Source organism: Flavobacterium suaedae (genome assembly GCF_014642915.1).
Taxonomy (GTDB): Bacteria; Bacteroidota; Bacteroidia; order Flavobacteriales; family Flavobacteriaceae; genus Flavobacterium; species Flavobacterium suaedae.
Genome location: NZ_BMJE01000002.1, coordinates 428,489 through 442,522, shown reverse-complemented (window position 1 = coordinate 442,522; position 14,034 = coordinate 428,489). Strand labels below are relative to the sequence as shown.

At 34.0% G+C, this 14,034-nt stretch carries 16 protein-coding genes; 4 read left to right on the top strand and 12 right to left on the bottom strand.

From position 1 onward, the window contains the following. Positions 1-8 precede the first annotated feature (8 nt). From IEW45_RS05030 to recR, 3 genes are all read right to left on the bottom strand, one after another. Positions 9-1,283, bottom strand: a complete 1,275-nt coding sequence (locus IEW45_RS05030) for a nucleotide sugar dehydrogenase (RefSeq protein ID WP_188620136.1) — start codon at positions 1,281-1,283, stop codon at positions 9-11. 25 nt (positions 1,284-1,308) lie between these two features. Further along, complete coding sequence (locus IEW45_RS05025) at positions 1,309-2,292, bottom strand: SDR family oxidoreductase (RefSeq protein WP_188620135.1); 984 nt, start codon at positions 2,290-2,292, stop codon at positions 1,309-1,311. 251 nt (positions 2,293-2,543) lie between these two features. Beyond that, positions 2,544-3,164 (bottom strand): recombination mediator RecR, encoded by a 621-nt coding sequence (gene recR, locus IEW45_RS05020; RefSeq protein WP_188620134.1) that lies wholly within the window; start codon positions 3,162-3,164, stop codon positions 2,544-2,546. Between the two features lie 118 nt (positions 3,165-3,282). Here recR and IEW45_RS05015 point away from each other — a divergent pair, with 118 nt between their 5' ends. Continuing rightward, complete coding sequence (locus IEW45_RS05015) at positions 3,283-4,788, top strand: sodium:solute symporter (RefSeq protein WP_188620133.1); 1,506 nt, start codon at positions 3,283-3,285, stop codon at positions 4,786-4,788. Here the strand turns inward: IEW45_RS05015 and IEW45_RS05010 are convergent. The 3 genes from IEW45_RS05010 to IEW45_RS05000 form a co-directional block, all read right to left on the bottom strand. Beyond that, positions 4,763-5,131 carry a CoA-binding protein gene (locus IEW45_RS05010; RefSeq protein WP_188620132.1) on the bottom strand — a complete coding sequence of 123 codons (369 nt, stop codon included), beginning with the start codon at positions 5,129-5,131 and terminating at the stop codon, positions 4,763-4,765. The two genes, IEW45_RS05015 and IEW45_RS05010, sit on opposite strands and share 26 nt — an antisense overlap. Positions 5,132-5,204: 73 nt before the next feature. Then, positions 5,205-6,305, bottom strand: a complete 1,101-nt coding sequence (locus IEW45_RS05005; RefSeq protein ID WP_188620131.1) for a carboxypeptidase-like regulatory domain-containing protein — start codon at positions 6,303-6,305, stop codon at positions 5,205-5,207. Positions 6,306-6,391: 86 nt separating this feature from the next. Further along, positions 6,392-6,850, bottom strand: a complete 459-nt coding sequence (locus tag IEW45_RS05000; protein ID WP_188620130.1) for a gliding motility lipoprotein GldH family protein — start codon at positions 6,848-6,850, stop codon at positions 6,392-6,394. Positions 6,851-7,098: 248 nt separating this feature from the next. On the opposite strand from IEW45_RS05000, the gene IEW45_RS04995 reads away from it, so the two are divergent. Continuing rightward, a complete protein-coding gene (locus IEW45_RS04995) occupies positions 7,099-7,731 on the top strand; it encodes a MarC family NAAT transporter (RefSeq protein ID WP_188620129.1) in 633 nt (210 codons plus the stop codon). A gap of 20 nt (positions 7,732-7,751) precedes the next feature. Here the strand turns inward: IEW45_RS04995 and IEW45_RS04990 are convergent, their stop codons facing one another. Next, on the bottom strand, positions 7,752-8,732 hold the full coding sequence (locus tag IEW45_RS04990) for an SIMPL domain-containing protein (RefSeq protein WP_188620128.1): 981 nt from the start codon (positions 8,730-8,732) through the stop codon (positions 7,752-7,754). Positions 8,733-8,884: 152 nt separating this feature from the next. Here IEW45_RS04990 and IEW45_RS04985 point away from each other — a divergent pair, with 152 nt between their 5' ends. Together IEW45_RS04985 and IEW45_RS04980 are read left to right on the top strand one after the other, a co-directional pair. After that, a complete protein-coding gene (locus tag IEW45_RS04985; RefSeq protein WP_188620127.1) occupies positions 8,885-9,811 on the top strand; it encodes a hypothetical protein in 927 nt (308 codons plus the stop codon). Between the two features lie 47 nt (positions 9,812-9,858). Continuing rightward, the gene (locus IEW45_RS04980; protein WP_229665893.1) at positions 9,859-10,347 is read left to right on the top strand and encodes a hypothetical protein; all 489 of its coding nucleotides are present in this window, start codon (positions 9,859-9,861) and stop codon (positions 10,345-10,347) included. A 78-nt stretch (positions 10,348-10,425) separates the two neighbouring features. Here the strand turns inward: IEW45_RS04980 and IEW45_RS04975 are convergent, their stop codons facing one another. From IEW45_RS04975 to IEW45_RS04955, 5 genes are all read right to left on the bottom strand, one after another. After that, positions 10,426-11,670: a sulfate adenylyltransferase subunit 1 gene (locus tag IEW45_RS04975; protein WP_188620125.1), complete on the bottom strand. Its 1,245-nt coding sequence runs from the start codon at positions 11,668-11,670 to the stop codon at positions 10,426-10,428. Positions 11,671-11,676: 6 nt separating this feature from the next. Further along, positions 11,677-12,582 (bottom strand): sulfate adenylyltransferase subunit CysD, encoded by a 906-nt coding sequence (gene cysD, locus IEW45_RS04970; protein WP_188620124.1) that lies wholly within the window; start codon positions 12,580-12,582, stop codon positions 11,677-11,679. Between the two features lie 2 nt (positions 12,583-12,584). Continuing rightward, positions 12,585-13,304 (bottom strand): phosphoadenylyl-sulfate reductase, encoded by a 720-nt coding sequence (locus IEW45_RS04965; RefSeq protein ID WP_188620123.1) that lies wholly within the window; start codon positions 13,302-13,304, stop codon positions 12,585-12,587. Next, positions 13,294-13,536: a DUF2061 domain-containing protein gene (locus tag IEW45_RS04960; RefSeq protein WP_188620122.1), complete on the bottom strand. Its 243-nt coding sequence runs from the start codon at positions 13,534-13,536 to the stop codon at positions 13,294-13,296. Before IEW45_RS04960 ends, IEW45_RS04965 begins: the two co-directional genes overlap by 11 nt. Before the next feature lie 74 nt (positions 13,537-13,610). Continuing rightward, positions 13,611-14,024, bottom strand: a complete 414-nt coding sequence (locus tag IEW45_RS04955) for an RrF2 family transcriptional regulator (protein WP_188620121.1) — start codon at positions 14,022-14,024, stop codon at positions 13,611-13,613. Positions 14,025-14,034: the final 10 nt, after the last annotated feature.

Below are 14,034 nucleotides of genomic sequence, written 5' to 3'. Positions count from 1 at the left end.
AATATTCTCTACAACCTACTATCGGCTAAAGAACCTAAAATACCTTTTACATCATAGATAACACCAATATCTTTTTTAATATTTGCATAATCTATTTCTGTAAATTCTTTATGAGATACTCCTAAAACAACAGCATCAAATTTTTCTTTAGGCAGCTCGTTAACCATATCATATCCATATTCATGTTTAACCTCTATAGGACTAGCCCAAGGGTCAAAAATAGTAACATTTATACCATACTCTTTTAGTGACTTTATAACATCAACTATTTTAGTATTTCGAACATCTGGACAATTTTCTTTAAATGTTATACCCATCATCAACAAGTCAGAGCCATTTACAATAACCCCTTTCTTTATCATAAGCTTAACTACCTGAGAGGCTACATACTCTCCCATACTGTCGTTAAGGCGACGACCTGCTAATATTATTTCAGGATGATATCCCATTTCCTGAGCTTTTTGTGCTAAGTAATAAGGATCTACCCCTATACAGTGACCTCCTACAAGTCCTGGTCTGAAAGGTAAAAAGTTCCATTTTGTACCCGCTGCTTCTAAAACTGCCTGGGTATCTATATCCATGCAGTTAAATATTTTAGAAAGCTCGTTTACAAATGCTATATTTATATCTCTTTGAGAATTTTCTATAACCTTTGCTGCTTCTGCTACCTTAATAGAAGGCGCAAGATGTGTACCGGCAGTAATTACTGACTTATACAATTCATCAACTTTTTTACCTATTTCCGGTGTTGAGCCTGCCGTTACTTTTAATATTTTTTCTACAGTATGCTCTTTATCTCCGGGGTTTATTCTTTCAGGAGAATAACCTGCATAGAAATCTTCATTAAATTTCAGTCCGCTTATGCGCTCTAAAACAGGAACACATTCTTCTTCTGTTACTCCGGGGTATACCGTAGATTCATATACTACTACATCCCCCACTTTTAACACCTTACCTACTGTCTCACTGGATTTATATAGTGGCGTAAGGTCAGGTCTGTTATTTTTATCTACCGGAGTAGGAACCGTCACTATATAATAATTACATTCCTTTATATCATCAAGGTCAGTAGAACAGTAAAGTCCTTTCCCTTCATATATAGGCTCATCTACTATAACTGATTGCAGAAGTTCGTCTTCTACTTCCAGTGTACTGTCTTTGCCTGAGTTTAATTCATCAACTCTGTTATGATTAATATCAAAACCAATTACAGGATACTTAGTAGCAAATAATCTTGCTAAAGGTAACCCTACATATCCTAACCCTATTACTGCTATTTTCATGAGTTGTTTTTTAACGAATTGAAAATTACTTTAAGTTCTCCCAATACCATTTTACAGCTTGCTCAAGCCCTTGCTTTATTGAGAACTGAGGGTTGTAATCAAGTAATTTTTTAGCTTTATCTATACTTGCCAGCGAGTGAGGAATATCTCCCGCTCTGTTAGGACCATGTACTACTTCAACATTTGCAATGGCAGCATCAAAATCAGATAAAAACTCTTTGAGGTAACCTACTAAATCATTTAAAGTAGTCCTGTCACCATATGCTGTATTATATACTGTATTTACAGCTTCAGGATTATTGGTAGTCATTGCCAGTTCATTCATCTGGATAACATTATCAATATAAGTAAAGTCTCTTGAGTAATTACCGTCTCCGTTAATCACAGGGCTTTCATGATCCATAAACTGCATTACAAATTTTGGTATTACAGCAGCGTAAGCTCCGTTAGGATCTTGGCGTCTTCCGAAAACATTAAAGTAACGAAGCCCTATTGTTTCTATACCGTAAGTTCTGCTGAAAACATCTGCATATAGTTCATTTACATATTTTGTAATTGCATAAGGAGATAAAGGCTTTCCTATTACATCTTCTACTTTTGGTAAAGATTCAGAATCACCATAAGTAGATGAGCTTGCTGCATATACAAAACGTTTAACACCTGCATCTCTTGCTGCTATCAGCATATTTAAGAAACCGCCAACGTTTACATCATTACTGGTTGCAGGGTCTTTTATAGAACGGGGTACTGAACCTAAAGCCGCCTGATGCAGTACATAATCTGCTCCTTCAACTGCTTTAGTACAATCATCAAGATTACGTATATCACCCTCTATTAAAGTAAAATCTGGGTTTGATAAATGATGTTGTATGTTTTTTTTGTGACCAGTTGCAAAATTATCAAGAACTACAACCTTATATCCTTTATTGATAAAATGATCACACAAATTAGAACCGATAAATCCTGCCCCCCCGGTAATAAGGATTTTTTTATGTAATGAACTATTCATTAATTTTTGTTAATTTTTTTAACATTAATCCAATATTCAAGCTACAAATATATATACTTAAACTTTAACACAATATTATTTATAGTAATACTTAGAAGTTTTTTAAATAATTCAATAACAATTAATTGTTTTTAAGTTTTTCACTTAAAAACCGTTTATTAATCATGACTATTCTTACAGTATTACTCATTTAATTATTAATAAAAAAAGCACCTGAAACAGTAGTCTATTAACAGAGCCTGCATTTCGGGTTAATTATTTTTTAATGAACTTTCAAACGGTACCCTATGCATTATACTCCTTCCCAGCGTTACCTCATCAGCAAACTCAAGCTCATCTCCTACTGCTATCCCTCTTGCTATAGTAGATGTCACTACATCACTACCTTTTATTTGTTTATAAATATAAAAGTTAGTAGTATCTCCTTCCATAGTTGGGCTAAGGGCAAAAATCAGTTCTTTAACTACTCCTGTCCTTACTTTTTCTACTAATGTCGTTATATTTAACTGACCGGGACCAATACCGTCTATTGGTGATATTTTACCCCCCAACACATGATATAAACCTTTAAACAGTCCTGTATTCTCTATAGCCATTACATCCCTTACATCTTCCACAACGCAAATTAAGGATTCATCTCGAGAGGGGTTGGCACATATCTCACAAACCTCAACATCTGATATATTGTGACATTTTCTGCAAAACTGAATTTCCTCTCTCATTTTCTTTATAGCCTCGGCTAAATGTAAAGATTGCTCCTGTGGTTGTTTTAACAAATGTAAAGCTAACCGTAATGCAGTGCGCTTACCTATTCCCGGAAGTTGTGAAATTTCTTCTACTGCCTTTTGTAATAGTTTTGACGACATTTCCATATCTCGCAAATTTAGTAAACGTAATAATCAGTATTGTTATACAATGCCTACAATTTATTTACACTTTATAGCTTTTTGACGATTTTTTCATTTGCTTTGTAGTTAAACTTAGCTTAACATGCAACCTATAACCATTTTAATTATAATAGCAGCCTATTTTGGTTTGCTTATTTTAATTTCCCGACTTATAAGTAACAAGGATAGTGGGAATGATGCTTTTTTTAAAGCCAATAAAAATTCCAAATGGTATCTGGTTGCCTTCGGTATGATTGGGACAGCCCTTTCGGGGGTTACCTTTATATCAGTACCCGGAGAGGTAGGATCACCAAACGGAGAGCAGTTTAAGTACTTTCAGTTTGTGCTGGGTAATGCTATAGGTTTTATAATTATTGCTAAGGTACTACTCCCTGTATATTACAGGTTGAACTTAACATCTATATATGGGTATATAGAAGACAGACTTGGTTATTACAGCTATAAAACCGCTGCTTTAATATTTATAATAAGCCGTACTATAGGCTCTGCATTCAGGCTTTATTTGGTTGTTATAGTATTGCAACGCTATGTTTTTGATGCTTTTAGTGTACCATTTTGGGCTACTGTGCTCATATCCTTATTACTAATTTTTGCATATACCTATAGGAGCGGACTTAAAACAATTATTATTACCGATACCTTACAAACATTTTTCCTGCTTACTGCTGTTATTTTTACTATAATCTTTATCTGCAACAGTTTAAATCTTGGCTTTACAGAAGCTTTTGAAACCGTAAAAAACAGTAGTTATTCTAAAATATTTTTCTTTGAGGATTTTATAGGTAGCCGTTACCATTTTATAAAACAAATACTGGGCGGAATTTTTGTAACAATAGCTATGGTTGGTCTTGACCAAGACCTGATGCAAAAAAACCTCAGTTGTAAAAACATAAAAGAAGCGCAAAAAAACATGTTTTCGTTTACAGGTACATTTGTAGTAGTAAACCTTATATTTCTTAGTGTAGGTGCGCTATTATATATTTACGCTGAACAATACGGTATAAGTGTACCTATAGAGAATGGTGCTACCCGAACTGATTTACTTTTCCCTGAAATAGCTTTTAATCATTTTGCTATGATACCGGCTATAATATTTTTACTGGGATTAACGGCAGCAACTTTCTCCACGACGGACTCTGCACTTACAGCACTTACTACTTCTTTTTGTGTGGATTTTTTAGAAATGGATAAAAAAGAGCATACAACAAAAAGTATTCGCACACGCTACCTCATACATGTTATGTTCTCTTTCTTACTGTTTATAGTAGTAATAATTTTTAATGCTATAAATGATGCTTCGGTAGTAAGTATGATTTTCAAAGTTGCATCCTATACATACGGCCCATTACTTGGCTTATATGCTTTCGGGCTTATTATGAAAAGTAAAACAGTATATGACAAAGCCGTACCGGTAATATGCCTACTATCTCCTTTTATAACACTTTTAATCAGCATGAACTCTTCTGTACTATTTGGAGATTACGTTTTTGACAACGAGCTTATTATTGTAAACGGACTTATTACTTTTATTTTACTAATTTGTATCAGCAAAAAGAAAGTTGCTAATACTGATTTACTGAAAGCATAACTAAAGTACAGCCAACTTCTACTTCTATATTATTTTCCTTAAGTAAAGCATAAAGTTCAGGATTCTCTGTACCCGGGTTAAAAATCACTCGTTTAGGTTTTAAGTCTACTATATAATCATAGTAAGGCTTCTGGTTCATCGGGTTCAGGTAAAGTGTAACCGTGTCTACCTCATCAAAATCAGCTTCGCCTTTATGTATTTTAATACCGTCCAGCTCATCTTCTTTCTTACCTACAGCAACCACAGGGTGATTGTATCGCTGTAACATTTTCATAGCTTTATATGCATATCGGGTAGGAACAGTAGATGCCCCCATAACCAATGTTTTTTTTGATTTGCTCATAATCGTTTATTTTATAATCAAATTTACAAAAAGCCATTGGCAGGTCTTTTCACTTTAAGGTAACAATAACACTTTAAAACCTGTAACTATAATCAGCTGGCAACATATCGCCTGCTTTAAACTCTGACATATATCCTTCAAAACGTACATTAGATATGGGGAAATACTGCCCGTTATTATCTATATAAAAAACACCTTTAGGGCAAGTAAAATATGATTCTTTACCATCGTAAACTACCGTAAAGTATATTACTCCCTGCCTTTTACGGTATCGTTTTTGTTTCTCTTTTAAATCATTAACGCTTTCACCGGAAACATTAATATTTAATGGTTTGGCTTTTTCTACCCCCTGTAATACGGTTATTTTTTTTACCCCCAGTGTATCCTTTATTTTAAAATATTCTTTCGGGTCTGCCTTCATGCCGTTTACATAAAGTCCGAATTTCTCATCTTCCCATTTATCAGCAGCCAAGGTTCTCATTAAATGAGTTATCGATCCAAGATAAGAAGCCCTCCTTTCCTTGTATGCAGAAGTGCTTCCGGATATATCTTTATAAAAACTGGTTCCGGCAAAATATACCGCTTGCTGGTAACGCCTGTCAAGCGTTACTTTAGTATATTTTACCCCAAAATTGGTCAGGTTAAACAGCACATTATATTTCAGGTAATTATTTCTTATCTGTAACGGTTCATACGATTTAGCGTAAAGAATATTAGTTTCTTTATCAAAATAAAACGCTATTACATCTTCATTCGCTATCTGGCATGATTGGGCTGCTCTTGAATTACCCAAAAAATTCTCCTTAAATACTTCAAGCATATCTTCACGGGAAAAAGGGCTTTTCTCCTTACTAATAACTAACCCATCAAGCTTAGTTACTGCTTCCTGCATTAATATTTTCATAGGTTTTGTATACTGAAAAGGGTTACTAACCGTAAAGTTGCTATAACCAATATAGCTAACTATAAGGTCAGTATTAAACTTTTCTTTTACCGTAATACTGAAATACCCTAATGAATCTGTACTTGCTGAAATTGTCGTACCATCTAAATACACAAAAGCACCTTGAAGCGGTATGTTTTCTTTTTTATCATATACATACCCCGACAATATTTGAGAATATGCTCCTGAAATACAAAACAGAACACAAATTAATAGTTGGATAAACTTCATAATCGCTAATATAATAATTTAACCAAATAGCTTAAAGCAAAAAAGACAGCTTTAAAAGCTGTCTTTTTAAGTTTATTAATTTAGTATTAATCATCACTCTCTACGGTTATACCTAAACTGTTAACATTAGGAAGGTAATCTTCATCATATTTATTTTCCAAAGTTATTTCATATTTACCTGCAGGCATTTTCATATCCTGCTTTACATTCATTTTAACTTCACAATAATTCTCTCCGCAATCCGAATAACTATTTCCTGAGTCATCTTTTAACTGAGGGTTTAGAGAAATATTATAACTCTTTCCATCAGGATATTTTATTACAAGTTCCATGTGAACATTTTTATACTGAGGGTCTATTGTATGAGTAAAAATAAAAGAAATATCTGCCGATTCTATATCTTTTTTGATATCAAAATCAAACACTTTAATGTCGGTTTTAGACCAGCGGTTATCCTGAAAATCGTTAAATGTTTTGGTGTACATTACTGTTTTAGTACACGAAAAAAGGAGTAATACAGGTAAAAGGAGTAAAAGTTTCTTCATAATGCTCTTATATTAAAATTATAAAAATTGTTATTATTCAGCTTTAATTCCCTTTTTCACATCTTTCAAACAGCTCCCATAACAAATTTAAACAATTTTTTAACTATATTTTTATATTATACCGATTATTTAAGGATAATTTTTACAAAAAATAAAATACACATTTATAAATTCGTAAACATAATCATGTTGGTAATTATACCTTTTTTACTTTTTAATTAAATATATTTGCAATTCAACACTAGTTAATGGAGTTATTTATATACATTTTTGCAGCATTATTCTCGGTAATAAACCCTTTAGGTGCTGTGCCTATTTTTGTAGGGCTTACTCAGGAAGACTCAAAAGCAGAAAGGTCACGCATTTCTTTTTGGGCTGCTGTAAATGTTTTTATAATACTCCTTATCTCTTTTTTTATAGGTCGCTATGTACTGGCTTTTTTCGGCATTAGTATAGATGCTCTCAGAATTGCAGGCGGGCTTATTATTGTAAACTCAGGTTTTTCACTACTTACAGGCAAATTCAATAAAACTAGAGGTATTAATAAGCAGGTAGAAAGCGATGCACAAAAAAGAAATGACATTGCCCTTACCCCACTTGCAATACCCATGCTTGCAGGACCTGGGTCAATATCATTACTTATTGCACTTTACGAAGAATATTCTACTATTACCCAGCAAACTATGGCCTGCCTTGCAATGGCTGCCGTAGCTGTAGTAATATTTTTAGTAATGCGAAGTGCACATTACCTGTCTCGCATATTAGGTGCTTCGGGAATTGTAGCTATTTCGCGTATTATAGGTTTTATAGTTATTGCTATTGGTATAGAATACATAAGCAGTTCTATTGTAAACATTATACAGGCAATAGATTTTAACTAAAATGCTCTTGTTCCCCGTTTTTAAAACTGTAAAGGCTTTACATCGCCGTCGTGGGTAATAATAAATACACTTTTCTTTTCTATAGTTTTAGTTTCGGTTTTCACTTCTTTTTCAGGCTTCCTGAGATCAATAGTTATTGTAAAATCATAAAACACCTGTACACATGGCTCTATAACTTCGGGGTTTACCACAAACGTATGGTTTTTAGGCACTACAGGATTATAGTAATAACTTACATTCTTTTCGGTATTATTTACCACCCTGTTTTTTTCATAAGGTAATTGTGTACGTGAAAATGCTGAATAACTACTATAACTCTCAGTAGGATACATTAAATTATAACTTTCGCTTACATTTCTGGGTTTCGATTTTAAATCAATTCCTGAAAGTTTTGAATAGTAGTTCATTTTAGTTTCAAACGCTGTCATCATTTTAGTTTCCAGTTTTTCTCTTATGCTTTCAAGATTCGTTATTATATAATCTACTTTTACTAAATCATAAATTTCCTGTTCGGCACAAGCTGTCATTATTTCATCTAAAACCCGCTTTTTATATTTAATAATAAGGTTCTTTTTTAGCTCAAACCCTGCCGGTTTTTCGTTATATGTTTTTTTACTGAATAGCTTTTTGGTTACCTCATACTCATATTTAGGTACAAAGGAGATCATATCAGTTATTACTTCAATTTCAGGGTCAACCGCTTTAATCTTCTCTTTTATAGCATCAATTTTTTCATTCATCAATGCATTAACTTCCTCCACCGAAGTACCCACCTGCACTATCGCAAAAGTTGCCGCATAGCCCGCGGGTTTCTGGTTGTAAATCCCTCTTACAGTAAAACTCATATAGTTTTCGTTGTTTGATGCTATAGAGTTCATACGTTGGTTTTGATTTTGGTAACGATTACTTCCGTAATTTACATTACCCATTTCCTGCGCATTTGCACTAAATAAATTTGCTAAACAAAATGCTAAGGCAATACTACTTTTGATAGTTTTCATTTTTCTACGTTTTAAATTTTGAGCAAAGTTATTTTTAGCCCTTTTTTAGGTATAGTAAAACACAGGTACACAGGCTGTAAATTATTTTCAGTAGTTTTACAGTGGTTTTACAGCAGCATTTTTAGCTGCTATTACTAAGTTTGACGTAACTAATGAATAACATAGAACTCTTTTATTTACTGAAGCAAAAAATACTGGAAAAGTATCGGCAGCATTACCCTTATTTTGCCGGTGGATTACATGATTTCGGTAATCAGGAGATTGCACAGTTAATCGATTTAATTGAAACAGAATGTAAAGAAAGAGTAAGTGAAAAATGGGTGTACACACATCTGAAACCTGTAAAAAATGAAAAGCTACCCAGAAAAGATATGCTTAATATTTTTAGTTGTTGGGTAGGTTATTCAGGTTGGGAAGAGTTTGTATACAAACAGGGCAGTCCGCAAACTAAAACTGTTAACGTAAAGCCTGAAAAGAAAAATAATAAACTCAGGAATATTATATATATGAGCATAAGTGTACTTTTTTTAGCTGTTGTAATCAGCATAGGTTATAACATAAATACGGAGCATGAAGTTACTGTTTGCTTAAAAGATAAATACACTCAAAAAATTATTACTGAAGAAAGGGTTACTTTATATAAATCAGAAAATAACACTAAGGAAAAACTAGATCAAAAAGATAGTTGCTTTATCATAAAAAGTGAAAAAGATACTGTTACCCTTATAGCGGAAAGCCCCTATTATAAAACAGATACTTTAAAAGTAGTTTTTAATAAAAATAAAACCAGCTTTGAGTATGATTTACAGCCTGATGATTACGCTATGATGCTGCGTGCTTATATGAACGCAAATGTTGAAGGCTGGAATAAAAGACGAAAACAGCTAAATGAAATACTAAGTGATAACGCCATAATACAAGAAGTAATGTTTGAGGATATTGGCGTTGAGTTTTTAAATAAACAGGAGTTTATAGATAAAATAACCACCCCTTCTAAACTGGTTAAACAAATGGAGGTAATTGATATTGAGTATAAAGAGGGCAAAATTATTTCACTTAAATACATGCAAAAAGAATAATGAAAAAGTATATCACAATAACCGTATTACTAATAAGCTTTTGTTGTATGGGACAAAGTTTACCCAGCAAAACAAAAAGCCTTTCGGCTAAAACAATGGAGGCCTATTCCCGTAAAGCGGAAGATAAGGTTATAGAGTTTTATAACTACTTAGAGTTACTTACAAACCCTACTCTTAATGAGGAAATGAAAGCGCATACTGCCAATGAAATTTTAAAATTATATAAAAACCCCGAAACGTTAGTATATAATATATTCGGCGATAATAAAGGGAGTGTTGCTATACCTCAACTATTAAAAAGTGCTGTTAACCAAAAAGAAGAATATAGTTTTCAAGTCATTAATATTGAAACTACTCCCATAGAACAAAACAGTTATCTTCAAAAATGGCTGGTAAACTATACTTTGGTTATAAATAACTCTACGAAATTAGAACTGGAGCAAATTATTACAGTTATAAAAGAAGATAAAAAATTTGGAGAAGTTGTGCGAAAAGTACAAAATATCTATTTAGGTAAAATAACAGTCCGAAAATAATCAAGAAATAAAAAACCACCTTTTCAGGTGGTTTTTCTCTACATAAAACTAATCTCTAACTTCTCTCTACAAAAGTTATTATCGTTCTAAAAATCCTGCCGCAACAGTATTATTAGTCATAGGGTCTATTAAAATAAAGGCACCATTCGCTCTGTTTTCCTTAAAAGCATCCAGAAAAACAGGTGCACCCGTTTTAATAGCTACCAATGCAATATCATTTAAGAGCAATTGATTCGCATCCTGTAAATCACTTGGGTTTTCAGGCGGTATAATCGCTTCTATAGTTTGCAGTTTGCATTGTGTGGTACGTGTACCTGCCTGTACTATGTATTTAGCACCCGGAGTAGCCGGTTTTTCATCCATCCAAACTAATTTTGCCTTTATATCTTTAGCAAATAAGTTATCATCTGGTTGCTTCACTAGCATCATTCCTCTACTGATATCTATATCATCTTTTAACCGTACCTGAACAGACTCGCCTGCTTGTACAGCATTTAATGTATCAGTAAACTTTCTAATCTCTTTAACTTCGCTTTGCTTACCGGATGGTAATACCATTACGGTATCGCCTACATTTAAACTCCCGCTAATTACTTTCCCGGCATAGGCTCTGTAATCAACAAACTCATCATTTTGCACATGCAATACCTGCTGCACATCAAAACGGAAAATATTACTGCTTATCTCTCCTGTTTTTATGGTATGTAGGATTTGAGAAAGTGTTTCTCCCTGATACCAATCCATTTCTTTTGATTGATTTACTACATTATCCCCTTTTAAGGAACTAATAGGTAATACATAAACATCAGGAGTAGTTTCAAACTGCGCTGTCATTTTATTTATATCAGCAGCTATTTTTAAAAATACATCCTCACTATAGTCAACCAAGTCCATTTTATTAATACAGAAAACTACAGCCTTCATCTGTAACATATTACTGATGAAATAGTGCCTGTGTGTTTGTTCCAATATCCCTTTACGGGCATCTATTAAAATAATAGCTACCTCAGAGTTTGAAGCACCTGTTACCATGTTTCGTGTGTATTCTACATGCCCGGGGCTATCAGCAACAATAAACTTTCGCTTCCCTGACGAGAAATAAATATGCGCTACATCAATAGTAATACCCTGCTCCCTTTCTGCAATAAGCCCATCGGTTATCACAGAAAAGTCAAGGTTCTGCATACCTTTCTCTTTCGTTTTCTTCGCTATAAGTGCTTCCTGCTCTACCGTAAGTGCATTACTATCGTTTAAAAAACGACCTATTAATGTACTCTTACCATCATCTACACTACCGGCAGTATTTATTCTTAATAATTCCATATTCAATTAAAAATATCCTCCTTTCTTTCGTTCTTCCAACGCAGCTTCCGAACGCTTATCATCCATACGCGCACCACGCTCCGAAGATTTAGAGGCTTTGTTTTCATATACAATTTCGTCAATAGTATTAGCTTCTGATACAAAGGCTGCCGTACAGGTCATATCCCCTACCGTCCTGAACCGCACTGTTGATTCTGTAATTTCATCTGTATCTACAATATTCAGGAAATCCGAATAGGCTAAATAAGCACCATCACGCTTTACCAGTTTTCGCTTATGTGCAAAGTATATTGATGGCAACCCTATTTCTTCCTGCGCTATATAGTGCCAAACATCTTCCTCTGTCCAGTTACTAATAGGAAAAGCACGTACATTCTCCCCAAACTGAATTTTACCATTTAAGATGTTGAATAGTTCAGGGCGTTGCTTTTTGGCATCCCACTGCCCGAAATCATCACGAACTGAAAAAATCCTTTCCTTCGCTCTTGATTTTTCTTCATCTCTGCGGGCACCCCCCATACAGGCATCAAAACCAAATTCTTCTATTGCATCAAGCAGGGTAACCGTTTGCAATGCATTACGGCTGGCATATTTACCTGTTTCTTCCTGTACTTTATTCTGGTCTATACTATCCTGTACGTAACGTACAATAAGCTCCACACCCAATTCTTTTACCAATTGGTCACGAAATGCTATGGTTTCAGGGAAGTTATGTCCTGTATCTATATGTAAAAAAGGGAATGGTATTTTTGCCGGGTAGAATGCTTTTTGCGCCAAGCGTGCCAATGTTATAGAGTCTTTACCTCCTGAAAATAACAAAACCGGTTTACGGAATTGTGACACTACCTCACGCATAATATAAATACTCTCATCCTCCAGCCTTTGTAAATGTGATTCTTTATATGCTGTCATTATCAATAATTTTTATCTGAATGAATGTGTAAACCACACTCTTTTTTTCCGTTTTCCCACCACCAGCGTCCGGCTCTGAAATCTTCACCTTCAGCTAAAGCACGGGTACAAGGCGCACAGCCTATGCTTAAATAACCTTGTTTATACAGGCTGTTTACAGGTATATTGTATAAATCAACCTCAGCTTCTACTTCTTTTAAGCTATAGTGCAGTAAAGGGTTGAATTTTACGAGTTGATTTGCTTCATCCCATTCTAAAAACTGCATTTCCTCTCTGTTAGCAGATTGTTCTGCACGCAAACCTGTTATCCATAAATCGGCTCCTTTTATAGCACGTTGCAATGGTTTTACTTTACGTATGCGACAGCATTCTTTCCTGTTTTCAATACTATTATAAAAGCCATTTATACCACAACTATTTACGTAAGCTTTTATATCTGCTTCTTCAGGAAAATAGGTTTGAATATCCAGTTGAGGATATTTAGTTAATGTTCTCTGGAATACTTCATACGTTTCATTAAACTGCCTGCCTGTATCAAGAGTAAAAACCGTAACCTCATCAATATGGGGCGCTATACAATGCGTTAGCAATTGGTCTTCTATACCAAAAGAAGTAGAGAAGACTTTTTTGCCTTCAAAATTTTCTATAATAAAAGCTATAGCTTCCTTTAGCGGTAGCCCTTCTATAGCTTTATTTAAATACTCAAGTTTATTACTCTCCATCTTTCTTTGTAATTCTTGCCCAAGCTCTTTCATGTAAAAAATACAGTACCATCTTAGAGAAAACCTCAACTCCTCCTATTGAAAAAGCTATGGTTACATTTCCCGTAAGCAGGTATGAAATAACGATAGTATCTATAGTACCTACCATTCGCCATGTAACTGCTTTTATAGCAGATATTTTAGGACTGTCTTTTATTGAAAGGCTTTTTCTTTCTTTTAATAAGTCCAGCATAGTGGGGTTATTTTTAATTTTTTTCAAATATACTTATACTCTATAGATTTTATAGACTATTAATAGAAAAAAATTTACAGCATGGCTAAATCATGTAATGTTTTTTGGCGTAAAAGGGTTAGTGTATTATCACGAACCTGAGCCATAAAGCGGTTTAGCTCGCATATTTGTTCATCAGGACAATCTTCGCAACGCTCGTAAAAATTAAGGCTGACACAAGGTAACATTGCTATAGGACCATCTAAAACACGTATTAGCGTAGCCATAGATACGTCCTTAGGTTCTTTTAAAAGATAATATCCGCCACCCTTTCCTTTTTTGGAACCTAGTATTCCAAATTTTTTAAGGTCCAGCAGTATCGCTTCTAAGAATTTTTTAGGTATGCGTTCCTTCTCCGAAATACTGGATATAAGTACAGGCCCTTTTCCACCATTTTTAGCAATGTGGATAAGAGCCTTTAACCCATATTTTGTTTTCTTTGACAGCATAAATAAAAAA